We start from the raw sequence: 26822 nt of genomic DNA on the forward strand, positions 1-26822 counted from the left end.
GTCCCCTAACCAAATAATCGTATTCAGACTACATCTCGGCATGTCCAATAAATAATCATGCGCCGCCCTTCCATTGTCTGTTTTTCGTCCACAACGTGTGCAGCAATAACGCTATCAAGGCTTTCACTTCCTTATGTTAAAATTGTCGCCACGCGGTGTCGGCGTATTCCAATATGCCTATGCGCCGGCACCGCGAATGAAATCAGTCTGACACCGCCGCCTGATAAACCACCTTTCCGTCCACATAGGTGCGATAAATATTGCGATCGTCCCCCAGCGTCATCAGCACGAAGCCTTGTTCCGCCGGCGTGGCGCTGTTGGCGTAGCGCAACTGCTGCAGCGGCGTGACCGCCGGATCGAGCACCACGAAATCCGCCTCTTTGCCGACGTCGAAGTTGCCGATTTTGTCGTCCAGCGACAGCGCGCGGGCGCCGCCCAGAGTGGCGTGATAGAACGCTTCTACAGCGGAGAGCCGGTAATGCTGCAGCTGGCCGACCTTGTACGCCTCACCCAGCGTGCGCAACATATTGAAGGAGGTGCCTGCCCCCACATCGGTGCCGATGCCGAGCTTCACCCGCTTGCGCCAGGCCTGCTGCAGGTCGAACAGCCCGCTGCCGAGGAACAGGTTGGAGGTGGGGCAAAAGGCGATCGCCGAGCGGGTCTCGCACAGGCAGTCCCACTCCTGCTCCTCCAGGTGCAGGCAGTGTGCGAACACGCTTTTGCCGCCGGTCATGCCGTAGCGATGGTAAACGTCCAGATAGCTTTGGCTTTGCGGGAACAGCGATTTTACCCAGGCCACTTCCTGCGGATTCTCGCTCAGGTGCGTCTGCAGCCACACGTCGGGGAATTCTTCGCGCAGCCGCTGCACCTGCGCCAGCAGCGCCGGGGTGCTGGTTGGCGCAAAGCGCGGCGTAATGGCGTAACCGAGGCGGCCTTTGCCGTGCCAGCGTGCAATCAACTCGCGCGTGTCGCGGTAACTCTGCTCCGGCGTTTCCAGCAGCGCCTGCGGCGCATGGCGATCCATCATCACCTTACCGGCGATCAGGCGCATGTTCAGCGTTTGCGCCTGGCTGAACAGCGCATCGACCGACTGCGGATGCACGCTGCCGAACACCAGCGCGGTGGTGGTGCCGTTGCTCAGCAACTCCCGCAGAAAGAAGGCCGACATCGCGTCGGCGTGCCGCTCGCAGCCATAGCGGCTTTCGGTCGGGAAGGTGTAATTATTTAACCAGTCCAGCAGTTGGTCGCCATAGGCGCCAATAATTTCGGTTTGCGGATAGTGGATATGGGTGTCGATAAAGCCCGGTACGATCGGTTTGTCGCGATACTCCGTGACCGCGAAACCCGGCGGCAGCAGCGCCTCGCCCTGCTGCCAGCTGCCGAACCAGACGATGACGCCCCCGTTCAGCAGCAACAAACCGTCGGGAATGTGCCGCAGGCGTTCGTCAAGCTGTTGCGGTTCCTCCACGCAGGCCGCGATATCAAAAAAATTGCCACGAATAGCCGTGGTGAATTGCAGTGCCATTATTTTCTTCCTTGTGACGACCGGCCAATCTCACCCGCATAATAACCTGCGCCGATGAAACAATGCCTTCTGTTGCCCAAACTTAAAGACCGGGTTAAGCATAGCAAGCCGTGTGCCAATAGACCGACATAAAATATATTTTCACGTTAAAACAAAGTGATACTAATTAAACAAAGAAAACCAACCGAAGAAAAAGAATAAAACACGCGGCGATCTTCGACGGCAGACTAATAGCAACCGTTTGCTTACCGAAATAACACCGTTGCTGCACCTTTAATGGGCAAAGGGATATTTTCACGCCCGTCAGCCTATTTCAAGGCGATAAAAAGAGGTCGGAACCATTCAGGAACCCACCCGACAAACTTGAAACGATAACCATTCTCAATTATCATCCGCGCATCTTTTTGACCAGCAATGCGAAAACCATGTCCGCCACCGCTTCCGCCCCGCACGCCGCGCTGTCGCGCCTTTACGCCACCCATCACGCCTGGTTGCAGGGATGGTTGCGCCGTCGGCTGGGTTGCGCCTTCGACGCGGACGATGTGGCGCAGGACACCTTTATGCGCCTGCTGAAAAGCGACGCCGCGGAGACCCTGCGCGAGCCGAAAGACTTTCTGGTCACCGTCGCCAAGCGGGTGATGGTCGATCTGTTCCGCCGCAGAACGCTGGAGCGCGCCTATCTGGAGATGCTGACGCTGATCCCGGAAGGCTACGCCCCGTCGCCGGAACAGCGCCAGAGCCTGTTGGAAAGCCTGCAGCAGATAGACGCCATGCTCGACGGCCTGGGGCCGAAAGCGAAACAGGCCTTTCTGCTGTCGCAGCTCGAAGGCCTGGGCTATGCGGACATCGCCGTGCGTCTCGGCGTGTCGGTCAGTTCGGTTAAAAAATACATGGCCAAGGCCACCGAGCATTGCCTGCTGTTCAGCCTGGAAAACGACGTTTTCTCATGAGCAACGCCATTACCCCCGAGCAGCGCCAGGCGCTGAAGATGGCCGCACACTGGTATGCCCTGTTGTGCGATGAGCACGTCACCGACCGCCAGCGCCTACAGTGGCAAGCCTGGCACCAGCAGCACGCCGATCACCGCTGGGCCTGGCAGCGCGTCGAAGCGCTGCAGAGCCAGCTGCAGGGCGTGCCGGGCAAGTTCAGCTACCGCGCGCTCGATCGCGCCGGCCGCCAGTCGGCGATCGACCGCCGCACCCTGCTGAAAAGCCTGCTGCTGTTGCTTGGCGTAGGCGGCGGCGGTTTCCTTTACCAATCGCCGTTCGGCCGGGAGCTGCGCGCCGACTACCGCACCGCCACCGGCGAAATCAAACCCATTGTGTTAAGCGACGGCACCCAGCTGGTGCTGAACACCGCCAGTGCGGTGGACGTGCATTACGACGATCGTCAACGGTTGATCCGTTTGCACGCCGGAGAAATCAGCCTGATTACCGGGCGCGACCCCCGGCCGCTGTGGGTGCAAAGCCCGCAGGGGGCGATGCGCGCGCTCGGCACCCGCTTTTTGGTGCGCGAGATCGGCGGCGAGACGCGCCTGACGGTGCTGGAGCATGCGGTCGAAGCGCAGCTGGCGCAGGATCCGCAGCAAACGCGCCGGGTGGACGCCGGGGAACAGATCGGCTTCAGCGCCTCGGCCTTCAGCGACAAGCAACCGGCTGCGGCGCAGGACGGCTGGCTGCGCGGCGTGCTGAGCGTCAGCCAATGGCGGCTGGACCGGGTGATCGCCGAACTGGCGCGCTACCGACGCGGCCACCTGAGCTGCGATCCGGCCGTCGCCGGCCTGCGCGTCAGCGGCAGTTTCCCGCTCAACGATACCGATCGCGCCCTCGCCCTGCTCAGCCAGACGCTGCCGGTGCGCCTGCAAAGCTTTACCCGTTATTGGCTGCAAATCGTTCCCGCCTGAATTTTTTAAATGAAAATGATAAAAAATCGCATTCTTGATTGTCCCTTTTGCTTCGCTCATCCGACTCCCAGGAAAACACTGCAGCAATAAATAAAAAATGATTCAGGAGAAGGTATGAACAACGCTTGGGGAAAAGTAGCGCCGGCTTCGCTTTGGGGAAAACGCGCCACGCCGCTGGCCGTGGCTATTGGCCTGGCATTCGCCGCACCGCTGACGGCGAGCGCCGCCAGCGCCGCCGCAGCCTATCATATTCCGGCCGGTGAGTTGGACGGCGCGCTGAACGCTTTCGCCGCTCGCGCCGGCATCGCGCTCTCGGTGGACGGCACGCTGACCGCCGGTAAACGTTCGCCGGGCCTGAGCGGCAGCTACGGCGTTGATGACGGCCTGAACGCCCTGCTGGCGGGCAGCGGCCTGCAGGCTAAAGCGCTCGGCAACAACGGTTACACGCTGGCCAAACGGCCGCAGCCGCAGAAGGAAGAAGACATCACCGTGGTCGGTGACTGGCTGGCGGAAGGCCGCCAGGTAGACGTGTTCGAACATCCCGGCGCGCGCGACGTGGTGCGCCGCGAAGAATTCGCCAAAACCGGCACCACCACCGTGCGCGAAGCGTTGAACCGGGTGCCGGGCGTGGTGGCGCCGGAGAACAACGGCACCGGCAGCCATGACATGGCGCTGAACTTCGGCATTCGCGGCCTCAACCCGCGCCTCGCCAGCCGCTCCACCGTGCTGATGGACGGCATCCCGGTGCCCTTCGCGCCTTACGGCCAGCCGCAGCTGTCGCTGGCGCCGGTCTCGCTCGGCAATATGGACGCGATCGACGTGGTGCGCGGCGGCGGCGCGGTGCGCTACGGGCCGCAGAGCGTCGGCGGCGTCGTCAACTTCGTCACCCGCGCCATCCCGAAAACCTTCGGCATGGAGGCCGGCATGCAGGGGCAGCTCAGCCCGACCTCGCGCCAGGATCACCCGAAAGGCACCGGCAACCTGATGATCGGCGGCACTGCCGACAACGGCTTCGGCGCGGCGCTGCTCTACTCCGGCACCCGCGGCAGCGACTGGCGCGAGCACAGCGCAACCAAGATTGACGACGTGATGCTGAAAAGCCGTTACGCCCCGAACGAGGTGCACACCTTCAATAGCCTGCTGCAATACTACGAAGGCGAAGCGGACATGCCGGGCGGCCTGAGCCGGGCGGACTACAACGCCAACCCGTTCCAGTCGACGCGCCCGTACGACAAGTTCTGGGGCCGCCGCCAGCTGGCGAACTTCGGCTATCAGTATCAGCCGGATCAACAGCACAAGTTCGACGTGCAGAGCTTCTACACCTACACCCTGCGCAGCGGCTATCTGGATCAGGGCAAAAATCTGACGCTGTCACCGCGCGAATACTGGGTGCGCGGCGTGGAACCGCGCTACAGCCAGAGCTTCCGCTGGGGAGACTCGGCGCATGAGGTCGGCGTCGGCTACCGCTACGTCAGCGAATCCACCCACGAGCTGCGCTACACCAGCAAGGCCAGCACCGGCCGGCTGCCGTCCAGCGCCAGCCCGTACGATCGCGATACCCAGTCCGGCACCGAGGCGCACGCCTTCTATATCGACGATCGCATCGACATCGGCGACTGGACCATCACGCCAGGCATGCGCTACGAGTACATCAAGTCGTATCAGAACAACTACATCAAGAACAACCGCCTCGACGTCAGCTATAACGCGCCGCTGCCGGCGTTGAACGTGATGTATCACCTTAACGAATACTGGAACCTGTACGCCAACACCGAAGGCTCCTTCGGCACCGTGCAGTACAGCCAGATGGGCAAAGCGGTCGACAGCGGCAAGATTGAACCGGAGAAGGCGCGCACCTGGGAGCTGGGCACCCGCTACGCCGGCGATGCGCTGACCGGCGAGATCGGGCTGTTCCTGATCAACTTCAACAACCAGTACGACTCCAACCAGGTGACCGACAGCGTGACCGCGCGCGGCAAAACTCGCCACGCCGGGCTGGAGGGCAGCCTGCGTTACGATCTGTCGCAGCTGACGCCGAAACTGGACGATCTGACCGCCTACGCCAGCTACGCCTACGTCAACGCCACTATCCGCGAAGACGGCGGCTACAAGGGCAACCAGGTGCCGTTCTCACCGAAACATAAAGGCACGCTGGGGCTGGACTACACGCCGGGCAACTGGGCGTTTAACCTCAACGGCGAGTTCCAATCCAGCCAGTTCGCCGATAACGCCAACACCGTGGCGGAAAGCGCCGACGGCAGCACCGGTCGCATTCCCGGCTATATGCTGTGGGGCGTGCGCGCCGCCTATGATTTCGGCCCGGAAATGGCCGGCCTGAATCTGGGCGTCGGCGTGAAAAACCTGTTCAACCACGAGTATTTCACCCGTGCCTATGACGACAATAACAAAGGTCTGTACATCGGCCAGCCGCGCACGATCTATCTGCAAGGCTCGGTGAAGTTCTGATCCCCGGCGGCGGGCGCACCTCAGCGCGCTCGCCGCTTCATTCATAACGTGACATTGTCACCAATCCCGATCTTTCCATCTTGCCCAAGCGGCGAAAAATAAGTCGCTTCTGCCGTCAATGCGCGTAATATCGACGATCCGCCCTGATTTATGGGCGCGGATTTTTTGCCGTTCTGGCCTGAAAAGCGAGGGAAAATAAGATGAATCATAATGACCTTTCTCAGTGCCGCGTGGACACCGACCGTTTGTTGATTGCCCCCTTTACCGCAGCAGACGCCGACGATGTTTACCAGGCGATCACCCCCACTCTGACGCGCTTTATGGCCTTTGAACCGGAGGCGTCGCCGGAAGATTTCGCCAACGTCTGGCAAGGCTGGCTGCCGCTGATGCGCGAAGGCGAAGAAGTGATCTTCGTCGCCCGTCGGCGCGAAGACCGGCAGTTTGTCGGCGTCGGCGGCGCGCACAACCTGCGCAGCCGCACCCCGGAGCTGGGCATCTGGGTGAAAGAGAGCCTGCACGGCCAGGGCTACGGGCGCGAAATCGTGCAGGGCATCGCGCGCTGGGTCAGCGAGCGCTTTCAGCCTCAGCACCTTATCTACCCGGTGGCCGAGCAAAATACCGCCAGCCGCCGCCTCGCCGAGTCGCTGGGCGGCGTGCTGGCCGGTAAGCGTGAAAACATCAAGTATGACGCCGTGGTCTACCACCTGCCGCCTCAGCGCTAATCAGCATCGGGCCGCCGGCCCGGTGCGGCCTTTTTTTCTCTGCGCCGCGATAACCGCTGCCACTGCCAGCGGGTTTGTGCTAATGATAGAGGCATGTAGGGTAAAAACAGTTGAGGAACAGCAACATGATTATTTTTGTTACCGGCGCCACCTCCGGTTTCGGCGAGGCAATCGCACGCCGTTTTATCCGTGAAGGCCATCAGGTGATCGCCGCCGGGCGCCGCCTTGAGCGTCTCGAAGAGCTGCAGGACGAATTAGGGCAAGCGCTGCACATCGTGCGGCTCGACGTGCGCAACCGCGCCGCCATTCAACAGGCGATCGAAGCACTGCCGGCCGAGCTGCGCCAGATCGACGTGCTGGTGAACAACGCCGGGCTGGCGCTGGGGCTGGAGCCGGCGCACAAGGCCAACGCCGATGACTGGGAAACCATGATCGACACCAACGCCAAAGGGCTGGTGAACATGACGCGCGCGCTGCTGCCGGCCATGGTCGAGCGCAACGTCGGCCATGTGATCAACATCGGCTCCACCGCCGCCAACTGGCCTTACGCCGGCGGCAACGTGTACGGCGCCACCAAGGCGTTCGTCAAACAGTTCAGCCTGGGCCTGCGCGCCGATCTGCACGGCACGCGCATCCGCGTGACCGATATCGAGCCGGGCCTGGTGGGCGGCACCGAGTTCTCCAACGTGCGCTTCAAGGGCGATGACGGCAAGGTCAACAAAACCTACGAAGGCGCCGATGCGCTGACGCCGGAAGACATCGCCGAGTCGGTGTTCTGGGTCGCGACGTTGCCGGCGCGCGTCAACATCAACACGCTGGAAATGATGCCGGTCAGCCAGTCCTTCGCCGGGCTGAACATCCACCGCGGTGCCTGATCTCCGGCGGCGGGAGGCGACTCCCGCCGTGTTTACTCAGGCTGCGCGCCAGCCGGAAACGATGATCAACATGCCCGCCAGCGCCACCCCCGCGCCCACCCAGTCCAGCGCAGACAGCTTCACCCCGTCCACCACCCGCAGCCACAGCAACGCCGTCGCCACATACACGCCGCCGTAGGCCGCATAGACCCGCCCGCTGGCCGCCGGATGCAGCGTCAACAGCCAGACAAACAGCATCAGGCTCAATGCCGCCGGCAGCAATAGCCAGGCGCTGCCCTGCTTTTTGAGCCAGAGATAAGGCAAGAAACAGCCGATAATTTCAGCCAGGGCAGTGGCGAAAAACAACAGCGTGGTTTTTAACATCGGTCGCAGTTTTCTCTCGATAAAGTAAACGAATCGGCGCTTGGCTGGTGAATTTCAGAAGCGCGGTGGTATATTTGTCACCACGCCTGCGGGCGAAGTAACGCCAGTGTCGCCATCATCAGGCGCACTCACTCATAAGGATGAAACGATGAAAACATTTTCGACCCAACGACTGCTGCGCGGGATGCTGCCGGTCGCCATGCTGGCCGTTATGGGCGCCTGGCAGGCGCCGGCGCTGGCCGCCACCTGCACGCAGGGCAGCACCTGCGTCACCGTCGATGGCAAAGGCAGCGGCGCGATGAGCACCGAAGAAGCACGCCAGAGCAAAGAGCAGTGGAATGATACCAAATCCCTGCGCCACAAGGTTAACACTCGCGTCGAGAAAGAGTTCGACAAGGCCGATCGCGCGGCGGATGATGAAGATCGCTGCAACGACAGCAACAACGTCAACGCGTACTGGGAGCCTGACACCCGTAAATGTCTGGATCGTCAGACCGGGCGTCGGATTAATCCTTAATCCGCCTGCGGCGGGCGGGCAAGCGTGAAACCCGGCCGCCATTACTGCTATCCTGTTACAGGAAGTCCATTGTCTAAAAGGATGACGTGATGAAGAAAACGCTGATATTAACCGCTGTCTTGCTGGCCGGCGCGCCGTTCGCGGCTCTGGCCTCCTGCGAAAGCGTGAAAGCGGACATTTCGCAGAAAATCATCAATAACGGCGTTCCGGAGTCCGGCTTCAAACTGGAGATCGTGCCTAACGATCAGGCCGATCAAGCGGGCGGCCAAGTGGTCGGCCACTGCGAAAACGACACCCAGAAGATCGTCTATACCCGCCTGAACAATGGCGACGATCGCGGTGACGCGGCGCAGACCGGCAGCAGCCAGGATACCTCCAACACGCAGTAAGCCGCATCGGCTATCCAGGGCGCAGTTCATTCACAGCCGCGCCCTTTACTTTTCCCTTACGCCTGCTCCGCCTCTTCCCCTTCGCCCTGCGGTCGACAACGCGCCGGGATCAGCATCGCCGCCGCCAACGCCAGCAACGACACCAACGCCGACGCCAGGAACACCCAATGCAGCGAAGCCGCCACCTGCTGGATCAGCTGCGCCAGCGCTTCGCTTCCCATGCTCTGCCGCACCGCCGGCTCCATCAGCCGCTGCACCGGATCGTCAACCTCCGGCAAACGCCACTGCAGGTTGAGGTTCAGCGTGGCGCCCAAAATCGCAGTGCCGATGGCCGAACCCACCATGCGGGTAAACACCGTACAGGCGGTGGCGATGCCGCGAATGCTGTAATGCGCCGCGTTCTGCACCGACACTAAAAACGTGGTGTTGCACAACCCCATGCCGGCGCCGACCATAAACGCCGCCACCCGGCCCCACAGCAGGCCGCCGGTCGGCTGCAGCATCAGCAGGATCAGGCCGCCCGCCACCAACAGCAGCGCACCCAGCAACGCCGTCGCGCGGTACGAGGTCATCAGCATCAAACGGCCGCTCAGCGTGCTGGCCAACGGCCAACCGATCGACATCAGCGCCAGCGTGGTGCCCGCCTCCAGCGGCGAGCCGCCCATTACGCCCTGAATGAAAGTAGGCAGGAAGGCGCTGATGCCCATCATCGCCGCGCCGATCACCAGCCCGCCGATGTTGCCGGCGACGATCACCCGGCTTTGCCACAGCGCCAGCGGGAACAGAGGTTCGACCGCGCGCCGCTCCTGGCGGACAAGCAGCGCCAGCGACGCCGCCGCCAGCGCGAGCAACGGTACCACCCACCATCCCAAGCTTTCCACCTGCAACAACGCCAGCAGCAGCGCCGAAACAAACAGCGTCAGCCAGGCGGTGCCCGCCAGATCCAGCGCGTGCCGCCGCAGCTGCTGATGCGCCGGCAGATAGCGCCAGAGGAAAAGCATCGCCAGCAGGCCGATCGGCAGGTTGACCCAGAAAACCAGCGCCCACGGCAGGTGCTGCACGATAAACGCCCCCAGCAGCGGGCCGATGATCGCCGACACGCCCCACACGCTCGACAGATAGCCCATCACCTTCGGCCGCTCGGTGGCGCTGTAGATGTCGCCGATGATGGTGGAGGCGATCGGCATGATGGCGCCGGCGCCCAGCCCCTGCAGCAGACGGAAGCCGATCAGCCAATACATGTCGGGGGCGAAGCCGCACAGCACCGATCCCAGCAGGAACAGCGTGGCGCCGAAGAAGAACACCCGCTTGCGGCCGTAGAGATCCGCCAGCCGGCCGTAGATGGGAATGGTGATCGCCTGCGCCAGCAAATAGACCGCGAACACCCAGCCCAGCAGCGAAAAGCCGCCGAGATCGCCGATGATGGTCGGCATGGCGGTGGCGACGATGGTGGCTTCGATCGCCGACATGAACATCGCCAGCATGCAGGCGATCAGGATCAGCGGGCGGTGGGTGATGGGTGCGGGTGAAACGTTATTTGTCATGGCGTTATGCAGGCTTCCTGGCGTTTTTATTTTCCTTGAGTATATCAGCAAGCGTCTGCGCCGAGTCTATCCGCCCTCACATCCTGCCTTTGCCGGCGGCGAATCGCACCATTTGGACTGATTGTTACGGCGTAACGTTTTGCTGCGGATTTTTTTTACTTTCCACGCATCCCAGCGCTGACGCGGTCTGCGGCGCCAATCTGGGCAAACTCAATCAGCTGATTTTGTTCATAAAACTTGGCACGCTCAACGTCAGGGTGCTATACCTTCCCTAGCCGGCGCCTTTGGGCTTCGTGCTTTCTCGGGTTTAAATATCAGTATCTTATGCTGATTAACTCACGTATTGAGCCTACGTTCAGCACGCTGTGCCGAACGCACCCTTCGCTCAATCTCGCTAACCTCATGCGAAACGCCCGTTTTGTACCGCCACGCCCGCCGGGCAGTGGGTAACAATCAGAGCGGAATGCGCCGCCTATCGGCCGCTCCGCGCAACGGAGGACGCAACATCATGCACAAGTCAGCGCCATACCGGCGCCTGCTCCTCGGGAGCCTGCTGTTTATCGCCGTCGTCGCGCTGCTGGTTTACGGCATCGGCTGGGAAACCCTCAAGTCGCGCCGGGAAGATTTGATTTACCTCGGCCAGCAGCACATGTTCCTGGTGGCGTGCTCCATGCTGCTGTCGCTGCTGGTCGGCATTCCCAGCGGCATCCTGCTGAGCCGCCCTTTCGCCCGCCGCTGGGCGGAGCACGTGATGCAGATCTTTAACGTCGGCAACACCCTGCCGCCGCTGGCGGTGCTGGCGCTGGCGATGGTGATCATCGGCATCGGCGACCGGCCGGCGGTGGTGGCGCTGTTCCTCGCCTCGCTGCTGCCCATCGTGCGCAATACCTATGCCGGCCTGCGTTCGGTGCCGCCGGCGCTGGTCGAGGCCGCCAACGGTATTGGCATGACCGCCGGGCAGCGGCTGCGCCAGGTCGAACTGCCCAACGCCCTGCCGGTGATCTTCGCCGGGGTGCGCATCGCAATGGCGATCAACGTCGGCACCGCGCCGCTGGCATTTTTGATCGGCGCCAGCAGCTACGGCGAACTGATCTTCCCCGGCATCTACCTGAACGACTTCCCGACGCTGATCCTCGGCGCCGCCGCCACCGCGCTGATCGCCCTGCTGCTCGATCTGGCGCTGGCCGGTCTCGGCCGCCGGCTCAGCCCGCACACCGCATCCTGATGGGAGAAACGCGATGACTCGATGGTTACAACGCCTCCGCCACGCGCTGCTGTTCTCCTTGCTGATGACCGGCGCGGCCGCCTGGGCCGCCCCGCTGACGCTGGCGAGCAAGAACTTTACCGAACAGCGCATTCTGTCGGCGATCACCGTGCAATACCTGCGGGCCAAGGGTTTTCAGGTCGAACCCAAGACCAATCTGGCCACGGTGATCACCCGCAACGCCATGATCAACAAACAGATCGACATGACCTGGGAATACACCGGCACCTCGCTGATCATCTTTAACCACATCAATAAGCGCATGACGCCGCAGGAAACTTACGACACGGTGAAAAAGCTCGACGCCAAACTCGGCCTGGTGTGGCTGCAGCCGGCGGACATGAACAACACCTACGCCTTCGCCATGCAGCGCCAGCGCGCGGAAAAAGAGCAGATTCGCACCATGTCGCAGCTGGTGGCCAAAGTGGAACAGGTGCGTAAAACCGACCCGAAACACAACTGGCTGCTGGGGCTGGATCTGGAGTTTGCCGGCCGCTCGGACGGCCTGAAGCCGATGCAGGCGCTGTACGACATGCCGCTCGATCGTCCGCAAATCCGCCAAATGGACCCCGGCCTGGTCTACAACGCCATCCGCGACGGCTTCGTCGACGCCGGGCTGGTGTACACCACCGACGGCCGGGTGAAAGGCTTCGATCTGCAGGTGCTCGAAGACGACAAGGGTTACTTCCCGAGCTATGCGGTCACGCCGGTGGTGCGCGCCGACGTGTTGCAAAACACGCCGGGGCTGGAAGAGGCGCTGAACACGCTGTCGAAACAGTTCAACAATCAGGTGATCACCGAGCTTAACGCCAGGGTGGATATCGACTACCAGACGCCGCAACAGGTCGCCGACGCGTTCCTCAAGCAGCGCGGCCTGATTTAGGGAGGCATGTGATGAATACCATACTTTACGCCTGGCAAAACTGGGCCTATATCGCTGGATTGACGCTGGAACATCTGCTGCTGGTCGGCGTCGCCGTCGGCCTGGCGATCCTGATCGGCGTGCCGCTCGGCGTGCTGATCGTCCGCCACAAATGGCTGGCGACGCCGGTGCTGAGCCTGGCCACGCTGGTGCTGACCGTGCCCTCCATCGCCCTGTTCGGGCTGATGATCCCGCTGTTTTCCTTAATCGGCCACGGCATCGGCTACGTGCCGGCGATCACCGCGGTGTTCCTTTACTCGCTGCTGCCAATCGTGCGCAACACCCACACCGCGCTCGACAACCTGCCCGGCGGGCTGCGCGAAGCCGGCCGCGGCATCGGCATGACGTTCTGGCAACGCCTGCGCTGGGTGGAGATCCCGGTGGCGCTGCCGGTGATTTTCGGCGGCATCCGCACCGCCGTGGTGATGAATATCGGCGTGATGGCGATCGCTGCGGTGATCGGCGCCGGCGGCCTCGGCCTGCTGCTGCTCAACGGAATCAGCAGCAGCGACATTCGCCAGTTGATTACCGGCGCCGTGATGATCAGCCTGCTGGCGATCGTCCTCGATTGGTTATTGCACCGCTTGCAAATTGCGCTAACGCCCAAGGGGATCCGCTCATGATTAAATTGGAAAATCTGACCAAACAGTTCATGCAAAAGAACGGCACGCCGTTCAACGCCGTAGACAACATCAATCTGGACGTGCCGGAAGGCGAAATCTGCGTGCTGCTCGGCCCTTCCGGCTGCGGCAAAACCACCACGCTGAAGATGATCAACCGCCTGATCGAACCCACCGGCGGCACCATTCTGGTCAACGGCGAAGACACCAGCGCGCTGGATACCGTCAGCCTGCGCCGCAAAATCGGCTACGTCATCCAGCAGATCGGCCTGTTTCCCAACATGACCATCGAGGAGAACATTACCGTGGTGCCGCGCATGCTGGGCTGGGACAAAAAACGCTGCCACGATCGCGCCGAGGAGCTGATGAGCATGGTGGCGCTGGATCCCAAGCGTTTTTTGCACCGCTACCCGAAAGAGATGTCTGGCGGGCAGCAGCAGCGCATCGGCGTGATCCGCGCGCTGGCGGCCGATCCACCGGTGCTGCTGATGGATGAACCCTTCGGCGCAGTGGATCCGATCAACCGCGAAACCATCCAGAACGAGTTTCTCGACATGCAGCGCCAGCTGAAAAAGACCGTGATGCTGGTGAGCCACGACATCGACGAAGCGCTGAAGCTCGGCGATCGCATCGCGGTGTTCCGCCAGGGCAAAATCGTGCAGAACGCCAGCGCCGATGAGCTGCTGGCGCGGCCGGCCAACGACTTCGTCGCTTCCTTTGTCGGCCAGGATCGCACGCTGAAGCGCCTGCTGCTGGTGCAGGCCGGCGACGTGGCCGATCAACAGGAAACGGTGACGGTGCGGCGGGAGACGCCGCTAGTGGAAGCGTTCGGGCTGATGGACGATATCGACGCCCGCTCGGTGACGGTGGTGGACGCCGACGGCAAGCCGCTGGGGTACGTCAAGCGCCGCGAGGCGCGCGGCGCGCCGGGCGTCTGCGCCGACAGCCTGCACCATTTCCGCGTCACCGCCCGTGCGGAGGAGAACCTGCGCGTGGTGCTGTCGAAGCTGTACGAGCACAACACCTCCTGGATGCCGATCGTCGATGAAGACGGCCGCTACAGCGGCGAAATCTCGCAGGATTACATCGCCGACTACCTCAGCTCCGGCCGCACGCGCCGGGTGCTGACGCCGCAATAACCCACGCCGGGGCGCTCGCCGCCCCGCCCACGCCGCAGTTTGCTAAAGATTCACTGGTCATCGGCCGGAGCGCCAAGCACAATGCGCTGATGACCCTTTGATTTTTCTCACGACGCCGCCCACGCATGAAAAGATTGGTCCACCTGCACCACTATCGCGCCCTGTTGCGCAGCCTGTTTATCGCCGTGTTCATCGGCGTCGCCGCCGCCCTGGCGGTGTGGCTGTTCCACCGTTCGATGATTGGCCTCGAGTGGCTGCTGCTCGGCAATGCCGACGGCAGCCTGGTGGCCGCCGCCGCCGCGCTGCCCGGCTGGCGGCGCGCCCTCACTCCGGCGCTGGGCGGGCTGGCGGCGGGCCTGCTGCTTTATATGCATCAGCGCTACCGCCACCAGCGCCCGGCGGCGCCCACCGACTATATGGAAGCGATCGAGACCGGCAACGGCAAGCTGGACACCGGCGCCAGCGTGGTGAAGTGCCTGGCGTCGCTGCTGGTGGTGTCGAGCGGCAGCGCCATCGGCCGCGAAGGCGCGATGATCCTGCTGGCGGCGCTGGTGGGCTCGCTGTTCGCCCAGCGCTTTACGCACGAGAAAGAATGGAAACTGTGGGTGGCCTGCGCCGCCGCCGCCGGGATGGCCAGCGCCTATCATGCGCCGCTGGCGGGCAGCCTGTTTATCGCCGAGATCCTGTTCGGCACCCTGATGCTGGCCTCGCTCGGCCCGGTGGTGATCGCCGCGGTCAGCGCCCTGCTGATGACCAACCTGCTCAACGGCGGCCAGGCGCCGCTCTATCTGGTGACGCCGCTCGCCGCCCCCTTGCCGACGCAATACCTGCTGATGGCGCTGGTCGGCGTGGTGGCCGGCGCCGGTGGGCCGCTGTTTTTATGGCTGATGACCGCCACCGGCCATGCCTTCCGCTCGCTGCGGTTGAAGCCGCCGTTGCAGCTGGCGCTGGGCGGCCTGATCGTCGGGCTGCTTTCGCTGCTGTTCCCGCAGGTGTGGGGCAACGGTTACAGCGTGGTACAGGCGCTGCTGATCGCGCCGCCGGGGGTATTGCTGCTGGGGGCGATCCTGGTGTGCAAACTGTTGGCGATCCTCGCCAGCAGCGGGTCGGGCGCGCCGGGCGGGGTCTTCACCCCGACGCTGTTCGTCGGCGCCGCGCTCGGTTCGATCATCGGTCAGCTGTTTGGCCTGTGGCCGGGCATGGATGCGGCGGTGCCGCTGCTGCTGGCGCTGACCGGCATGGCCACCCTGCTGGCCGCCACCACCCATGCGCCAATCATGGCGGCGCTGATGGTGTTTGAAATGACCGGCGAATACGCGCTGCTGCCCGGCATTCTGCTCTCGTGCGTGATCGCCACCACCGTGTCGCGCGGCCTGCGGCCGGTGTCGGTGTATCACTCGGCGCCGCCGCCCAAACGCGAGGCTTAGAACTCGCCCTGCTGCAGGATTTTCCTGAACTGCGGGCACTGCAGGTGCTCGGGTTCAGGGCAATCGACCATGTGGCGCAGCCCGTCGCGCACCTGCATCAGGCGTTGGATATGGCGATCCAGTTCATCCGCCCGCGCCGCCAGCAGCCCGCGATCGAGCGCTATCTTGCCCCGTTCGTCAAACAAGGCGCTCATCTCGTCCAGCGTAAAACCGGCCAGGCGCGCCAGCGCGATCAGCCGCAGTTGGTCAAGCACGCCGGCGGCGTATTGGCGGCGCAAACCGTGGCGGCCCGTCGACGCGATCAGCCCCTTTTTCTCGTAATGCCGCAGCGCGGAAGGCGCGACTCCGCTCAGGCGCGCCACCGCGCCGATATCCAGTTCTTTTGCCATTGACTTGAAGCCGACTTTAAGTTGCACACTGTGCGCACATTATCACGTCACTGAGCCAAGGACACCCTATGACCCCCGATCTGTTAGTGCGCATCCTGTTAACCGGCGCCGGCGCCACCCTCTGTATGGATCTGTGGGCGCTGCTGCTGAAGCGGCGCTTCGACATCCCTTCTCTCGATTATGCGCTGGTGGGCCGTTGGTTTCTCGGCATGTTCGACGGCCGCTGGTTTCACGCCACCATCGTTACGGCGCCGCCGCGCCGGGGAGAGAGAGAAATCGGCTGGATATTGCATTACGCCATCGGCATCGCGTTTGCCTTTATCCCGCTCGGGTTGGCGGGCAGCGAGTGGTATGCGACGCCGGAGCCGCTCATCGCGCTGTTGAGCGGCTGGCTGAGCCTGGCGGCGCCATTTCTGGTGATGCAGCCCGCGCTGGGCTTTGGCGTGGCGGCGGCAAAAACCGCCTACCCACGAAAAGCGCGGCTCCTCAGCCTGCTCACCCACACGGTGTATGGGCTGGGCCTGCTGATCGCCGCCCGGCTGTTGGCGACGCTCTGCGCCTGAGCGAGCTTACAGCAGCGTGGAAATATCGAGGTAGTGCGCCAGTTCGCGCTGCTCCGCGCGCGGCAGATACGGAATTTCACCCAGCAGCGGCGCGGGAATGCGCTGCTGCAGCGCCGCGATGGTTTCGGCATAGTGCGCCAACCCCGGGTTGATGCGGTTGGCGACCCAGCCCAGCAGCGGCAGACCGTCGTTGATGATCGACTGCGCGGTCAGCAGCGCGTGGCTGACGCAGCCCAGTTTGATGCCCACCACCAGCACCACCGGCAGCTGTTCCTGCACCACCCACTCGGCGTAAGGCCGCAGATCGTTCATCAGCACCCGCCAACCGCCGCTGCCTTCCACCACCACCGTGTCGGCTTTGGCGGACAGATCGCGCAGACCGCTGCTCATCACGCCATAGTTGATGTCCTCGGTTGCATGCGCGTGAAACACCTCATCCAGGCAGGTGATGGGATTGATCTCCTCGTAGGACAGCGGCAGGGTTGAGGTGGCCTGCAACACCAAAGCGTCTTTATTGCGGATGCCCTCACTGGTTTCCTGGCAGCGCGCGGCGATCGGCTTGTAGCCGGCCACCGAACGGCCATCGGCGGCCAGCGCCTGCATCAACCCGCGGGAAACCACGGTTTTACCGACGTCGGTATCCGTGCCTGTCACAAATAAACGCTTCAACATGAATAAAATGCCCCAGAATGCCCCGTTAACAATGTGTCGCCGCACCGGCGGCGAAGAAGTCTTGCGGAAAAATTCTAGGGGATGCGCCCTCATAGGGGCTTGAGGTAGCTCAATCTTTTGCGGGATTAATAAGAAGTTCTGATGTTAGCCCTGCAGCAGCTGCACCAGCAATGAACCGTTGTACAGCGCCTCTTTCACCAGCGCCGCGCCGGGCATGGTGCCCTGATTGAAGAACTGCGTGGATTCGACCTTGACCTGCTCGCTATAGGCCGGCAGCGCCTGCTGACGAATGCAGGAGGCGATGGCCGGATGCAAGATCTCCGCCGCGCGGTTGAGCGGCGAGCCCACCAGGATCTTCTCCGGATTGAACAGGTTGACCATGATAGCCAGAATGCGCCCCACGCTGTGGCCGACGCCGAGGATGATGTCCCGCGCCAGCTGATCGCCCGCCAGCGCGGCGTCGCACAGCGATTCAACGGTCAGCGGCGCGCCGTGCAGGCTGGAGCTCATCGAGCCGCTCAGCCGCTGCTGGGCGATCTCCAGCATGTTCTCGATGCTGGCCACGGTCTCGAGACAGCCGTGGTTGCCGCAGTAGCAGCGTTTGCCGTAAGGATCGACCTGGGTGTGGCCGATCTCCACCACGCTGTGGCTGCCGGCGTGCAGCACATGGCCGCCGGTGATCACCCCGGCGCCGACGTTATGGTCGATCACCACCTGAATGACGTTCTGGCTGCCGCGTGAGGCGCCGTACAGCGCCTCGGCCATGGTCCAGGCGCTGATGTCGTGCTGCAGGTAAACCGGCAGGCCGGTGCGGGTTTCCAGCGCCGGGCCGAGCGGCATCTCCAGCACGTCGTAAAACGGCATGCGGTGCACCACGCCGGACTGCACGTCGATCATGCCCGGCAGCGTGATGGCGATCGCCGTCAGCCGCTCCAGCTTGCTTTGGTGGCGGATAAAGAACTGATCGACTTCGGTCAGGATGCGTTTCAACAGCGGTTCGGGGTGTTCGGCCGCCAGCGGCAGCTGTTCCTCCACCACCAGTTTGCTGCTGAGATCGCGCAGCGCCAGCGTGATGCTGCCGCGGCTGATGCGGGCGGACAGGTAATGCCAGGCTTCGGTGTCCAGCACCAGTCCCACCGCCGGGCGGCCCCGGCTGCCGATTTCCTGGTACTCGGTTTCCTTGACCAGGTGGGCTTCCAGCAGTTCGCGCACGATCTTGGTGATGCTGGCGGGCGCCAGCTGCGCGCGTTTTGACAGTTCGATGCGCGAAATCGGGCCCAGTTGATCGATTAGCCGATAAACCGCCCCCGCATTAGTCTGCTTGATTTGATCGATATGCCCAGGCTGCCCAACCGCAATCACAAACCTGCTCCTACTATTTTTCGCGCTTCTAAATAAAGACTAGGGGTTATGGTGGGGCTTTTGTCATACAGCGTCAACTATTTGATTCGTTATGTGATTTGCTGCACAAATTCCTCGCAATTTCAGTGTGAATCGAGTTTTATTTACCCGGTTTCGGCGTCATTTGAGCATCAACGCCATCAGCGCCTGCGCCGCAGCGGTCAGCGGCCGCCGGCGGTGATGCACCAGCCACACTTCGGTGGTGGCGTCGGGTTCCGCCAGCGGCAAATAGCGCACGCCGTCCACCCGCACCCGGGCGAAAGAGGCCGGCAGAATCGACACCCCCAACCCGGCGGAAACCAGCCCGATAATGGTCATCGCTTCGCCCACTTCCTGGGTGATGTACGGAGTTATGCCGGCCTTGCCGAGTAGCAGCAGAATTTCGTCGTACAGCGCGGTGCCCACTTCGCGCGAGAAAAACACGAACGGCTCCTGCGCCAAATGTTGAAACCGCAGCGCGCCGCCGGGCGTTTCCGCCAGCGGATGCCCTTGCGGCACCACCGCCACCAGCGGTTCGCGCAGCAGCAGCTGATAGTGAAGCGCCTCCGGCAGCCGCGTGTTGCGCATCACCCCCAGATCCAGCTCACCGTTCAGCAGCGGTTCGATCTGCTGTTTGGTGTTGATTTCGCGCATTTTGATATGCACCTGCGGCGAGTGCTGACGAAAGGCGCGCAGGCTGCGCGACACCACGCCGATAAAGGGCGCGGAAGAGGTAAAGCCGATGGTCATTTCCCCCAGTTCACCGCGATCCAGACGCGCCGCCTTTTCCGCCGCGCGCCCGACCTGATCGAGCACCTGATAGGCTTCTTTGAGGAACATCTCCCCGGCCTGGGTCAAACTGACGTTGCGGTTGTTGCGCGCCAGCAGCCGCGCGCCGACCATCTCCTCCAGCGCCTGGATTTGCTGGCTGAGCGGCGGCTGGGAGATGCGCAGCCGCTCGGCGGCGCGGCCAAAATGCAGCTCTTCCGCCACGGCGATAAAGTAACGCAGGTGCCTCAATTCGATATTCATATTTAAAACGTCTTAATTTTAATTATTAATATATTAGACAAAAAAATCGCCGCTCCCTATCATTTTGTTATCTGCAAAGTGTCTGTTTATCTCCCCGAAGTTCGGTAAGGAAACACTGTGACAACCCCTGTGCGTTCTGCGGCCGCGATGCCGTCGACGCTGGCCGCCAACGATGACGCGGCCGCTGCGCCAAAAGTAAAACGCTCCACCCTCAACAACAAACTCCCCTACATCGAACGCGGCACGCCGCAGTTTATGCGCGTGACGCTGGCGCTGTTTTCCGCCGGGCTGGCGACCTTCGCGTTGCTTTACTGCGTGCAGCCGATCCTGCCGGTGCTGTCGCAAGATTTCGGCGTCTCGCCGGCGGAAAGCAGCCTGTCGCTCTCGGTCTCCACCGGCCTGCTGGCGATCGGCCTGATGTTCACCGGGCCGCTGTCCGACGCCATCGGCCGCAAATCGGTGATGGTGGTGGCGTTGCTGCTGGCGGCGGTCTGCACGCTGATCTGCGCCTTTATGACCAGCTGGCACGGCATTTTGCTGATGCGCGCGCTGATCGGCCTGTCGCTGAGCGGCGTGGCGGCGGTCGGCATGACCTATCTCAGCGAAGAGATCCATCCCAGCTTCGTCGCCTTCTCGATGGGGCTGTATATCAGCGGCAACTCGATCGGCGGCATGAGCGGCCGCCTGGTGACCGGGGTGTTGACCGACTTCTTCTCCTGGCGCGTGTCGCTCGGGGTCATCGGCCTGTTCGCCCTCGCCGCCGCCTGCATGTTCTGGCGCATCCTGCCTGCCTCGCGGCATTTTCGCGCCAGCTCGCTGCGCCCGCGCACCCTGCTGATCAATTTCAAACTGCATTGGCACGATAAGGGCCTGCCGCTGCTGTTCGCGGAAGGTTTCCTGCTGATGGGCAGCTTCGTCACCCTGTTCAACTACATCGGCTATCGCCTGCTGGCGGATCCTTACCACCTGAGCCAGGCGATCGTCGGCCTGCTGTCGGTGGTATACCTCACCGGCTCCTACAGCTCGCCCAAGGCCGGCGCGCTCACCTCGCGCTTCGGGCGCGGCCCGGTGCTGCTGGCCTCGATCGTGATTATGCTGATCGGGATTCTGATTACCGCGCTGCCGCAGGTGCCGGCGATCTTTATCGGCATGATGCTGTTCACCGCCGGCTTTTTCGCCGCCCACTCGGTGGCCAGCAGCTGGATCGGCCGCCGCGCGCGCCGCGCCAAAGGCCAGGCGTCGTCGCTGTATCTGTTCTGTTATTACGTCGGCTCCAGCGTGGCCGGCACCCTCGGCGGCGTGTTCTGGCACAGCTTCGGCTGGAATGGCGTGGCGGCGTTCATCAGCCTGATGCTGCTGCTGGCGCTGCTGGTGGTGCATTACCTGAAACGCCTGCCGGAAGCGGCGCGCCTTTGAAGAGAAAAAGCCGCGGTGGTTTGCCGCGGCGTGTCATGCCAGTGCCTGTGATTATTGACCGGTTTTCCAGCGGGTGCGCAGGTACTCCACCGCCTTATCCGTTTGCGGCTCAGTCAGATAGCGTTGCCGGAACAGGATGGTTCCCCCCATTCCCGGCAGGCTTTCGTTGAGATCCAGCTGCCTTTTCAGTTCGGGAACGCCGCCCTCGACAGCCCAGGCCGGCTCGCCGGCGGCAGGCGTGCCTACTTTATACAGGGCCACCCCGGCATAGAGCCGAACCGACGTGCCTTTCACCACCTCGGCCCACCAGTTGGCCAGCACGTCGTAGCGGACAATTTCACGATCAAAAGGCCAATACAGCTGCGGTGCGATGTAATCGAGCAGCCCCAGTTTTACCCACTGGCGCGTATCGGCATAGGCCGTATCGTACGATGGCGCGCCTGCCCGCGTCGCCGAACCGTCAGGATCGTCCGCTTTGTTTCGCCATACGCCCGCCGGACTGACGCCAAACGCAACCTCGGGCTTCAATGCTTTGACGGCGGCTGACACCTGTTTTATCAATTGCAGCGTGTTGTCTCTGCGCCAGGCGGCTTTGTCTGCAAATCCTTTGCCGTATGCGCGATACGTTCGTTCATCATCCAGCGGCGATTGCGGCGTTTCGTAATAGAAATAATCGTCAAACTGAATGCCGTCGACATCGTAGTTTTTGACTATTTCAGCCACCACGCCGGTGATCCAGTTGCGCACGTCGGGCAGGCCGGGGTCGAGCACGAAGCGCTCGTTGGCGGTGCGTATCCAGTCGGGATGCAGCGCATAGACGCTGGCCGGCGGCGACTGCAGCGTATGATTGAGTGCATCAATCGTCTGTGGGCGGGTATTCATGGAAACCCGATAAGGGTTCAGCCAGGCATGCACCTTGATGCCGCGCCGATGCGCTTCTTGCAGCATAAAGGCCAGCGGATCATAGCCGGGATCCTGGCCAACGGTGCCGGTCAACACCTCAGACCAGGGCAAGATGTTTGAGCGCCACAGGGCCGTGCCGTCCGGTTTAACCTGAAAATAGACCGTGTTAATCCCGGTTTTCACCATCTCGTCCAGCGCGTCCGTCAGCCCCTGTTTCTGCTGGCAAACCCGCTCTTGCGCGGTTTCCGCATTCAGGGAGGCCGCCGGCGGCCAGTCCAGGCCAATGACCGTGGCCAGCCAGATGCCCCTCATTGGTGTTATCGGCGGTGTCGGCCGCGGGGGCTTCTCCGGTTCGGGTGGCTTGGCGCATCCGCTCACACCCAGCATGGCGGCCATCAACAGCCATCCGCCTAATTTTGTTGCGCCTGTCGGCATCCTGATTCTCCTTCCGTGAGTGACGGTTATCCCATGTCGTTACGTGCAGAGCAAGAAACTGCCCGCTATCAAGCTGCCGGCGTCGCCTTTTTCAGACGACGCCGGTGTCCTTACCCCATCACCAGCTCAGCCCAGTCCCGCGAGGGAACGCCACCTTGCCCGTATTGGTTTCCGCATCGTAGTCATGCCAAGTGTTGACCGGCAATTTGCCCTGCGGTTTGATTTTACCCGTCAGCACCTGCGCTAAAGAGACCATCGAAGGGCCGCGCCACACGCCGCTGTCATAACCGTAGTAGGCGTAGGTGGCGACGGCCGCCTCCACCTCTGCGGCATAGTTCACGATATCGTAAGGGGCGCGCAGTGAGAGGTGAACGCGTTTTTTCCCCTGCTCGGCAGCGTATTTCAACCAGCCCGGATAAGGGCTGCCGTCATTGCCCGCTCCGGTTGCGGAAGTCACCACCCCATCCTGCTCGGCAGGCGTAAAGCGGGTTGACAGCGTTCCGAGCAGGAACACGTCGCAGCCGGCAATATGCTCTCTGATCTGGGCATCGCTCAGTTCCGTTTCCTTCGCGGCAACGACGTTCTGATACCCCTCCTGCGCCATCACGCGCGCAATGCCGTTGGCCTGCTCGCCCCACGGGGTCAAAATAAAGTAGCGCAGCGTTTTGTCCTTCAACGGCAACAGGCTGTGGCGATTGATCACCACGGTAATGGAGCGATCGGCGATGCGTTTTTCCAGCTTGTGCGCTGAGGACGAAACGCTGCTGGAACAAGGAGCTTCGCGATGCCCCATCAGGTTATGGCGTAATTTGAGGCGCAAAATTCGCTCGACCGAGGCATCGATATCGGCTTCGCTGAGATGCCCCATTTTCACCCTGTCCGCAAGGTAACGGATCAGTTCCGGCAGCAAGCGCGCCTGGGCCGGCGAGGCGATGCTGACAGGCATCAGGGCAATATCCACCCCGGCGGCAAAGACGTTTTCAGCGGCCGCTTGCTGGCTGAAATGCTCGGCAATCGCGCCCATATCCAGCGCGTCTGAAATCGTTACGCCGGCATACCCCAATTCATTGCGCAGGATCTGGGTCTGAATTTCATGCGACATGGTGGCCGGCACCGTGATTTTTTCACCGCTGCGGGTGTCTATCTGGCGGTTATCCAGTGCCGGATACTGAATATGGGCGGTCATGACCATGTCCGGCGCCGCGCAGCGATCGATGGCCTGCTTGTAAGGGGCGATATCGATGGCAAAAGCCTCTTCCCGCGTGCGATCGACGCGCGGCAAACCGGTATGCGAGTCGGTCGAGGTGCTGCCATGGCCGGGGAAGTGCTTGTAAGCGGTGATCAGCCCCTGCTGTTTCATGCCCGCCACCATTTTCTCTGCCAGACGGGAAACGGTGTTCTTATCATCGCTGAAGGCGCGAACGTTAATCACCGGATTGAACGGGTTGGTGTTGACGTCCACGACCGGGGCAAAGTTGGTATTGATATGCAACGCGCGCATATCCTGGGCCATCAGTTTGCCTTGTTCAACGGCGAGATGTTTATCCGCACCGCCCTCAATCGCCGCTGCGAGCGCCATATTGCCGGGAAATGAGGCATAGTCGCCGCGCGGCAGCCGGAAAACGTTACCGCCTTCGTTATCGGTGCCAATAAACAAACGTATGCCCGCGTGGGTTTTCATCGCGGCATACCAGGCCGTCAACGTGTTGATCTGCTGCTTGTCTTTCAGATTATTGGCAAACAGGATCACCCCACCCACGTGGTTATCGGCGATCAGCTTGCCAATGGCTTCATTGGGAACGGTCATATCCTGATTGCTGCTACCGCTCCGATCCCAGTAGCGAAAATCCAGCATGATTTTTTGCCCGATTTTCTCTTCCAGCGTCATGTTTTTGACTTTCTGTTTAATATCCACAGTGAACCTCCGTTTAAAGCGCCCGTTAATGACAGAAGAAAAGATAACCCCAAGGGCTCATCGCGTCCTGCCATTCCGTTTGTTCCAGCGTTTGGACAACGGCGTGCGGAAAATGGATTAAACAAAACACAAACGAACAGGATAAAATCCATAAAATAATCAAAACACTACGCATACAGAGTGTCTTGCGTGCCCTGCCGCCAAAGACCGTTATGGCGTATTTTCCGCTGATAAGCCGGGTGGCCAATGAAGCTGCCTTTTCCCCGGTAGCCTATGTTGCCCCCAGTCTGCTACTCTTCTATAGTATGTTGTAACTAAAATAGGAGGGTGCGATGAGCAGATACGATGTGATAGGCCGGATGAACGCCTGCTTTACCGAACTGGAGCAGGCGCTCGGCGCGCTGCAGCAGCAGATCGCCCCGCTGCGGTTGCTGGCGGCGCGGGTGTTCAGCCTGCCGGAGGTTGAAAAAGGCCAGGAACATCAGGCCATCTCACATATCGCGGTCGAACAGCATGTGGGGCAAGCGGCGCGCGATCTGGCGCTGGAGCACTATCAGCGGCTGTTTATCCACCATAACCGGGAGAATGTCAGCAGCAAGGCCGCCGTTCGCCTGCCCGGCGTCATCTGTCTGGCGGTGGAGCAGCCGGAGTATCAGGTGCTGCAAACGCAGCTGGCGCTGATCAATCGCCTGAAGGGCGAGCTGGAACAGATTATCACCGTCGATTCCGGCCTGGCGCCGGAGCAGCGTTTCGAGTTCGTGCACACCCATCTGCACGGGCTGATTACCCTCAGCGCCTATCGCACCCTCACCGCCCTGACCAATCCCGACTCCGTGCGCTTTGGCTGGGCCAACAAGCACATCATCAAAAACGTCAAGCGGGACGACATCCTGGCGCAGCTGGAGAAAAGCCTGAAAGCCGGCCGCGCGGTGCCGCCGCACAGCCGTGAACAGTGGGCTGCCCTGGTCAGCCGCGAGATAGACGACGTCAGCCGCCTGCCGCAGCACGCGACGCTGAAAATCAAGCGGCCGGTCAAAGTGCAGCCGATCGCCCGGGTGTGGTATCAGCAGCAGCAAAAACAGGTGCAACACCCCTGCCCGCTGCCGCTGATCGCCCTGTGTCAGGTTGAAAACGGCGCCGCGGTGCCGAAGATTGGCGAGCTGCTCAACTACGACGTCGACGCGGTGAAACACCGTTACAAACCCGACGCCCGGCCGCTGCGGCTGCTGGTGCCACGCCTGCACCTGTATACCGACGACGCTACTCGCTGAGGGCATACACCCGCAGGCGATGGCCGTCCGGATCCCGCGCCACGAAGGTGTAACCGAACGCCATCTCGGTCGGCGTTTGTTCAATCGGCAGCCCGAGTTCGCGCCACTGGTTATAGCGCGCCTCGACCTCTTGCGGATCCTGGCACAAAAAGCCCAGTTCACCGCCGCCGCCGGTCAGGGTCGCCGCAGGTTTTACCCCCTGTTTGGCCCACATCCCCAGCTTAAAGCCGTTGTTGAGCACGAACAGGGCGAAGCCGGGAGAAAGCTCTACCGGCGCCTGTCCCAGTAAGCGTTGATAAAAGGCGGCGCTGTTCAGCGGGTTGTCGACGTAAAGCAGGGTCATGCTGGGAAGAGTCATCGGTCTGTCCTCTGGGTGATGGGAACCGGCCGGTTCCCGATAGGCACAGACTAAAGCGCGCGGCTGACAGTTTATGGCAGCAGCGTGCCGCTATTGCTCCACAATGCCCTCGCTGAGGCGCCACTCTTTCAGCAGCCGCCGCCGGCCGCGCGGATAGCGCTGTTCCAACGGCATGGCGGCCTGAATGCGATCGAGGCGAAAATGGCGAAACGCCTGGCGCAGCTCGCACCAGGCGACCAGCACCTGGAGCTGGTCGAAAAAGCCCAGCGCAAAGGGCCACAGCAGGCGTTCGCTGCGCTGCCCCGCCAGATCGAGATAGTCGATATGCAGCTTGCGCTCGTGGCGGATGGTGTCACGGATCAGCACCCGCATCGCATCCGCCACCGGCGGTGCCTGAACCGGCGCGATCAACAGCGTGTTGGCCTCCAGCTCCTCCCGCAGCGCCGGCGGCAGCACGGCGGCGATCTTGGCCAGCGCCTGGCCCGCCGCGCTCGCCAGCTGGCTGTCGCCGCGGCGGCTGACCCAGCGCATGCCCAGCACCAACGCTTCTGTCTCCGCCTGAGAGAACATCAGCGGCGGCAGCATAAAGCCGGGGCGCAGCACATAGCCGACGCCCGCCTCGCCGGCGATCTCCGCCCCCTGCTGCTGCAGCGTGGCGATATCGCGGTACAGCGTGCGCATGCTGATACCCAGCGTCTGCGCCAGCACATGGCCCGCCACCGGATAACGGCGGCTGCGCAGCAGCTGCATCAGATCGAGTAAACGTTGTGCGCGCGACATCTTGATTTCTCCACAAAAAAAGGGCTTACCTC

Annotated in this window: 27 protein-coding genes; 15 read left to right on the forward strand and 12 right to left on the reverse strand. The window is 62.1% G+C overall.

Annotated elements, in window-relative coordinates; genetic code table 11:
- Positions 1 to 202 precede the first annotated feature (202 nt).
- A complete protein-coding gene (gene guaD / locus ACJ8IM_RS11600) occupies positions 203 to 1525 on the reverse strand; it encodes a guanine deaminase (RefSeq protein WP_101455839.1) in 1323 nt (440 codons plus the stop codon).
- Positions 1526 to 1950: 425 nt separating this feature from the next.
- Between guaD and fecI the strand changes: the two genes are divergently transcribed.
- The 3 genes from fecI to fecA all read left to right on the forward strand — a co-directional run bounded on the left by fecI (position 1951) and on the right by fecA (position 5894).
- The gene (fecI, locus tag ACJ8IM_RS11605; protein ID WP_033648234.1) at positions 1951 to 2475 is read left to right on the forward strand and encodes a ferric citrate uptake sigma factor FecI; all 525 of its coding nucleotides are present in this window, start codon (positions 1951 to 1953) and stop codon (positions 2473 to 2475) included.
- Positions 2472 to 3428 carry a ferric citrate uptake sigma factor regulator FecR gene (fecR, locus tag ACJ8IM_RS11610; RefSeq protein ID WP_033655181.1) on the forward strand — a complete coding sequence of 319 codons (957 nt, stop codon included), beginning with the start codon at positions 2472 to 2474 and terminating at the stop codon, positions 3426 to 3428. Before fecI ends, fecR begins: the two co-directional genes overlap by 4 nt.
- Positions 3429 to 3542: 114 nt before the next feature.
- A complete protein-coding gene (gene fecA, locus ACJ8IM_RS11615; RefSeq protein ID WP_033655180.1) occupies positions 3543 to 5894 on the forward strand; it encodes a TonB-dependent Fe(3+) dicitrate receptor FecA in 2352 nt (783 codons plus the stop codon).
- Positions 5895 to 5935: 41 nt separating this feature from the next.
- Here fecA and ACJ8IM_RS11620 read toward each other — a convergent pair whose 3' ends face one another.
- Complete coding sequence (locus tag ACJ8IM_RS11620; protein WP_185745315.1) at positions 5936 to 6103, reverse strand: hypothetical protein; 168 nt, start codon at positions 6101 to 6103, stop codon at positions 5936 to 5938.
- Here ACJ8IM_RS11620 and ACJ8IM_RS11625 point away from each other — a divergent pair.
- A complete protein-coding gene (locus tag ACJ8IM_RS11625; RefSeq protein WP_033655179.1) occupies positions 6095 to 6616 on the forward strand; it encodes a GNAT family N-acetyltransferase in 522 nt (173 codons plus the stop codon). The genes ACJ8IM_RS11620 and ACJ8IM_RS11625 overlap by 9 nt on opposite strands.
- 125 nt (positions 6617 to 6741) lie before the next feature.
- The gene (ydfG, locus tag ACJ8IM_RS11630) at positions 6742 to 7491 is read left to right on the forward strand and encodes a bifunctional NADP-dependent 3-hydroxy acid dehydrogenase/3-hydroxypropionate dehydrogenase YdfG (RefSeq protein ID WP_025302722.1); all 750 of its coding nucleotides are present in this window, start codon (positions 6742 to 6744) and stop codon (positions 7489 to 7491) included.
- A gap of 36 nt (positions 7492 to 7527) precedes the next feature.
- Here the strand turns inward: ydfG and ACJ8IM_RS11635 are convergent, their stop codons facing one another.
- Positions 7528 to 7854 (reverse strand): YnfA family protein, encoded by a 327-nt coding sequence (locus ACJ8IM_RS11635; RefSeq protein WP_004938563.1) that lies wholly within the window; start codon positions 7852 to 7854, stop codon positions 7528 to 7530.
- Between the two features lie 148 nt (positions 7855 to 8002).
- Between ACJ8IM_RS11635 and ACJ8IM_RS11640 the strand changes: the two genes are divergently transcribed.
- Both ACJ8IM_RS11640 and ACJ8IM_RS11645 read left to right on the forward strand, forming a co-directional pair.
- Entirely contained in the window at positions 8003 to 8371 is a 369-nt protein-coding gene (locus tag ACJ8IM_RS11640; protein WP_004938560.1) for a DUF1283 family protein, read from the forward strand.
- A gap of 89 nt (positions 8372 to 8460) precedes the next feature.
- Positions 8461 to 8760, forward strand: a complete 300-nt coding sequence (locus ACJ8IM_RS11645; RefSeq protein ID WP_033654733.1) for a DUF1161 domain-containing protein — start codon at positions 8461 to 8463, stop codon at positions 8758 to 8760.
- A gap of 56 nt (positions 8761 to 8816) precedes the next feature.
- Here ACJ8IM_RS11645 and ACJ8IM_RS11650 read toward each other — a convergent pair whose 3' ends face one another.
- Positions 8817 to 10304 carry an MDR family MFS transporter gene (locus ACJ8IM_RS11650; RefSeq protein WP_101426872.1) on the reverse strand — a complete coding sequence of 496 codons (1488 nt, stop codon included), beginning with the start codon at positions 10302 to 10304 and terminating at the stop codon, positions 8817 to 8819.
- Between the two features lie 508 nt (positions 10305 to 10812).
- On the opposite strand from ACJ8IM_RS11650, the gene ACJ8IM_RS11655 reads away from it, so the two are divergent.
- The 5 genes from ACJ8IM_RS11655 (at position 10813) to clcB (ending at position 15676) form a co-directional block, all read left to right on the forward strand.
- Complete coding sequence (locus ACJ8IM_RS11655; protein ID WP_033638459.1) at positions 10813 to 11529, forward strand: ABC transporter permease; 717 nt, start codon at positions 10813 to 10815, stop codon at positions 11527 to 11529.
- 64 nt (positions 11530 to 11593) lie between these two features.
- On the forward strand, positions 11594 to 12451 hold the full coding sequence (locus ACJ8IM_RS11660; RefSeq protein WP_223307178.1) for a glycine betaine ABC transporter substrate-binding protein: 858 nt from the start codon (positions 11594 to 11596) through the stop codon (positions 12449 to 12451).
- 11 nt (positions 12452 to 12462) lie between these two features.
- The gene (osmW, locus tag ACJ8IM_RS11665; protein WP_033638455.1) at positions 12463 to 13113 is read left to right on the forward strand and encodes an osmoprotectant ABC transporter permease OsmW; all 651 of its coding nucleotides are present in this window, start codon (positions 12463 to 12465) and stop codon (positions 13111 to 13113) included.
- Positions 13110 to 14249, forward strand: a complete 1140-nt coding sequence (gene osmV / locus ACJ8IM_RS11670; protein ID WP_033638454.1) for an osmoprotectant ABC transporter ATP-binding protein OsmV — start codon at positions 13110 to 13112, stop codon at positions 14247 to 14249. The genes osmW and osmV overlap by 4 nt, the downstream gene beginning before the upstream one ends.
- A gap of 125 nt (positions 14250 to 14374) precedes the next feature.
- A complete protein-coding gene (gene clcB / locus ACJ8IM_RS11675; RefSeq protein ID WP_033654737.1) occupies positions 14375 to 15676 on the forward strand; it encodes a voltage-gated ClC-type chloride channel ClcB in 1302 nt (433 codons plus the stop codon).
- Here the strand turns inward: clcB and ACJ8IM_RS11680 are convergent.
- Positions 15673 to 16065 carry a helix-turn-helix domain-containing protein gene (locus tag ACJ8IM_RS11680; RefSeq protein WP_033648225.1) on the reverse strand — a complete coding sequence of 131 codons (393 nt, stop codon included), beginning with the start codon at positions 16063 to 16065 and terminating at the stop codon, positions 15673 to 15675. The two genes, clcB and ACJ8IM_RS11680, sit on opposite strands and share 4 nt — an antisense overlap.
- Positions 16066 to 16133: 68 nt before the next feature.
- Here ACJ8IM_RS11680 and ACJ8IM_RS11685 point away from each other — a divergent pair, with 68 nt between their 5' ends.
- On the forward strand, positions 16134 to 16628 hold the full coding sequence (locus tag ACJ8IM_RS11685) for a DUF2938 family protein (RefSeq protein WP_033654738.1): 495 nt from the start codon (positions 16134 to 16136) through the stop codon (positions 16626 to 16628).
- A gap of 6 nt (positions 16629 to 16634) precedes the next feature.
- Here ACJ8IM_RS11685 and bioD read toward each other — a convergent pair whose 3' ends face one another.
- From bioD to ACJ8IM_RS11700, 3 genes are all read right to left on the reverse strand, one after another.
- On the reverse strand, positions 16635 to 17300 hold the full coding sequence (gene bioD, locus ACJ8IM_RS11690; protein ID WP_033638445.1) for a dethiobiotin synthase: 666 nt from the start codon (positions 17298 to 17300) through the stop codon (positions 16635 to 16637).
- A gap of 144 nt (positions 17301 to 17444) precedes the next feature.
- Entirely contained in the window at positions 17445 to 18662 is a 1218-nt protein-coding gene (mlc, locus tag ACJ8IM_RS11695) for a sugar metabolism global transcriptional regulator Mlc (protein ID WP_004938526.1), read from the reverse strand.
- A gap of 159 nt (positions 18663 to 18821) precedes the next feature.
- On the reverse strand, positions 18822 to 19712 hold the full coding sequence (locus ACJ8IM_RS11700; RefSeq protein ID WP_033638441.1) for a LysR substrate-binding domain-containing protein: 891 nt from the start codon (positions 19710 to 19712) through the stop codon (positions 18822 to 18824).
- A 147-nt stretch (positions 19713 to 19859) separates the two neighbouring features.
- Here ACJ8IM_RS11700 and ACJ8IM_RS11705 point away from each other — a divergent pair, with 147 nt between their 5' ends.
- Positions 19860 to 21128: an MFS transporter gene (locus ACJ8IM_RS11705; protein WP_031300458.1), complete on the forward strand. Its 1269-nt coding sequence runs from the start codon at positions 19860 to 19862 to the stop codon at positions 21126 to 21128.
- 51 nt (positions 21129 to 21179) lie between these two features.
- Here the strand turns inward: ACJ8IM_RS11705 and ACJ8IM_RS11710 are convergent, their stop codons facing one another.
- Positions 21180 to 22466: a glycoside hydrolase family 10 protein gene (locus ACJ8IM_RS11710; protein ID WP_172448766.1), complete on the reverse strand. Its 1287-nt coding sequence runs from the start codon at positions 22464 to 22466 to the stop codon at positions 21180 to 21182.
- Between the two features lie 118 nt (positions 22467 to 22584).
- Positions 22585 to 24381 (reverse strand): glycoside hydrolase family 3 N-terminal domain-containing protein, encoded by a 1797-nt coding sequence (locus tag ACJ8IM_RS11715; protein ID WP_101455836.1) that lies wholly within the window; start codon positions 24379 to 24381, stop codon positions 22585 to 22587.
- A gap of 332 nt (positions 24382 to 24713) precedes the next feature.
- Between ACJ8IM_RS11715 and tus the strand changes: the two genes are divergently transcribed.
- Entirely contained in the window at positions 24714 to 25652 is a 939-nt protein-coding gene (gene tus / locus ACJ8IM_RS11720; RefSeq protein ID WP_033654741.1) for a DNA replication terminus site-binding protein, read from the forward strand.
- On the opposite strand, the gene ACJ8IM_RS11725 is transcribed toward tus, so the two are convergent.
- Both ACJ8IM_RS11725 and ACJ8IM_RS11730 read right to left on the reverse strand, forming a co-directional pair.
- Positions 25642 to 26010: a VOC family protein gene (locus tag ACJ8IM_RS11725; RefSeq protein ID WP_033638436.1), complete on the reverse strand. Its 369-nt coding sequence runs from the start codon at positions 26008 to 26010 to the stop codon at positions 25642 to 25644. The two genes, tus and ACJ8IM_RS11725, sit on opposite strands and share 11 nt — an antisense overlap.
- Before the next feature lie 90 nt (positions 26011 to 26100).
- Positions 26101 to 26790 carry a helix-turn-helix transcriptional regulator gene (locus ACJ8IM_RS11730; RefSeq protein ID WP_101455835.1) on the reverse strand — a complete coding sequence of 230 codons (690 nt, stop codon included), beginning with the start codon at positions 26788 to 26790 and terminating at the stop codon, positions 26101 to 26103.
- Between the last annotated feature and the right edge of the window lie 32 nt (positions 26791 to 26822).

This window comes from Serratia sp. CY33525 (genome assembly GCF_052169115.1).
Taxonomy (GTDB): domain Bacteria; phylum Pseudomonadota; class Gammaproteobacteria; order Enterobacterales; family Enterobacteriaceae; genus Serratia; species Serratia sarumanii.

Bases quoted from the DNA above. Each gene is read 5' to 3' on its own strand.
- ACJ8IM_RS11730 (WP_101455835.1), bottom strand. From the start codon at position 26,790: ATGTCGCGCGCACAACGTTTACTCGATCTGATGCAGCTGCTGCGCAGC.
- fecI (WP_033648234.1), top strand. From the start codon at position 1,951: ATGTCCGCCACCGCTTCCGCCCCGCACGCCGCGCTGTCGCGCCTTTAC.
- ACJ8IM_RS11685 (WP_033654738.1), top strand. From the start codon at position 16,134: ATGACCCCCGATCTGTTAGTGCGCATCCTGTTAACCGGCGCCGGCGCC.
- fecA (WP_033655180.1), top strand. From the start codon at position 3,543: ATGAACAACGCTTGGGGAAAAGTAGCGCCGGCTTCGCTTTGGGGAAAA.
- osmW (WP_033638455.1), top strand. From the start codon at position 12,463: ATGAATACCATACTTTACGCCTGGCAAAACTGGGCCTATATCGCTGGA.
- ACJ8IM_RS11700 (WP_033638441.1), bottom strand. From the start codon at position 19,712: ATGAATATCGAATTGAGGCACCTGCGTTACTTTATCGCCGTGGCGGAA.
- ACJ8IM_RS11640 (WP_004938560.1), top strand. From the start codon at position 8,003: ATGAAAACATTTTCGACCCAACGACTGCTGCGCGGGATGCTGCCGGTC.
- ACJ8IM_RS11645 (WP_033654733.1), top strand. From the start codon at position 8,461: ATGAAGAAAACGCTGATATTAACCGCTGTCTTGCTGGCCGGCGCGCCG.
- ACJ8IM_RS11725 (WP_033638436.1), bottom strand. From the start codon at position 26,010: ATGACTCTTCCCAGCATGACCCTGCTTTACGTCGACAACCCGCTGAAC.
- ACJ8IM_RS11705 (WP_031300458.1), top strand. From the start codon at position 19,860: ATGCCGTCGACGCTGGCCGCCAACGATGACGCGGCCGCTGCGCCAAAA.
- fecR (WP_033655181.1), top strand. From the start codon at position 2,472: ATGAGCAACGCCATTACCCCCGAGCAGCGCCAGGCGCTGAAGATGGCC.
- ACJ8IM_RS11660 (WP_223307178.1), top strand. From the start codon at position 11,594: ATGACCGGCGCGGCCGCCTGGGCCGCCCCGCTGACGCTGGCGAGCAAG.
- ACJ8IM_RS11650 (WP_101426872.1), bottom strand. From the start codon at position 10,304: ATGACAAATAACGTTTCACCCGCACCCATCACCCACCGCCCGCTGATC.
- guaD (WP_101455839.1), bottom strand. From the start codon at position 1,525: ATGGCACTGCAATTCACCACGGCTATTCGTGGCAATTTTTTTGATATC.
- ACJ8IM_RS11680 (WP_033648225.1), bottom strand. From the start codon at position 16,065: ATGGCAAAAGAACTGGATATCGGCGCGGTGGCGCGCCTGAGCGGAGTC.
- ACJ8IM_RS11710 (WP_172448766.1), bottom strand. From the start codon at position 22,466: ATGCCGACAGGCGCAACAAAATTAGGCGGATGGCTGTTGATGGCCGCC.
- ACJ8IM_RS11655 (WP_033638459.1), top strand. From the start codon at position 10,813: ATGCACAAGTCAGCGCCATACCGGCGCCTGCTCCTCGGGAGCCTGCTG.
- osmV (WP_033638454.1), top strand. From the start codon at position 13,110: ATGATTAAATTGGAAAATCTGACCAAACAGTTCATGCAAAAGAACGGC.
- ACJ8IM_RS11635 (WP_004938563.1), bottom strand. From the start codon at position 7,854: ATGTTAAAAACCACGCTGTTGTTTTTCGCCACTGCCCTGGCTGAAATT.
- ACJ8IM_RS11625 (WP_033655179.1), top strand. From the start codon at position 6,095: ATGAATCATAATGACCTTTCTCAGTGCCGCGTGGACACCGACCGTTTG.
- bioD (WP_033638445.1), bottom strand. From the start codon at position 17,300: ATGTTGAAGCGTTTATTTGTGACAGGCACGGATACCGACGTCGGTAAA.
- tus (WP_033654741.1), top strand. From the start codon at position 24,714: ATGAGCAGATACGATGTGATAGGCCGGATGAACGCCTGCTTTACCGAA.
- clcB (WP_033654737.1), top strand. From the start codon at position 14,375: ATGAAAAGATTGGTCCACCTGCACCACTATCGCGCCCTGTTGCGCAGC.
- ACJ8IM_RS11620 (WP_185745315.1), bottom strand. From the start codon at position 6,103: ATGATTCATCTTATTTTCCCTCGCTTTTCAGGCCAGAACGGCAAAAAA.
- ydfG (WP_025302722.1), top strand. From the start codon at position 6,742: ATGATTATTTTTGTTACCGGCGCCACCTCCGGTTTCGGCGAGGCAATC.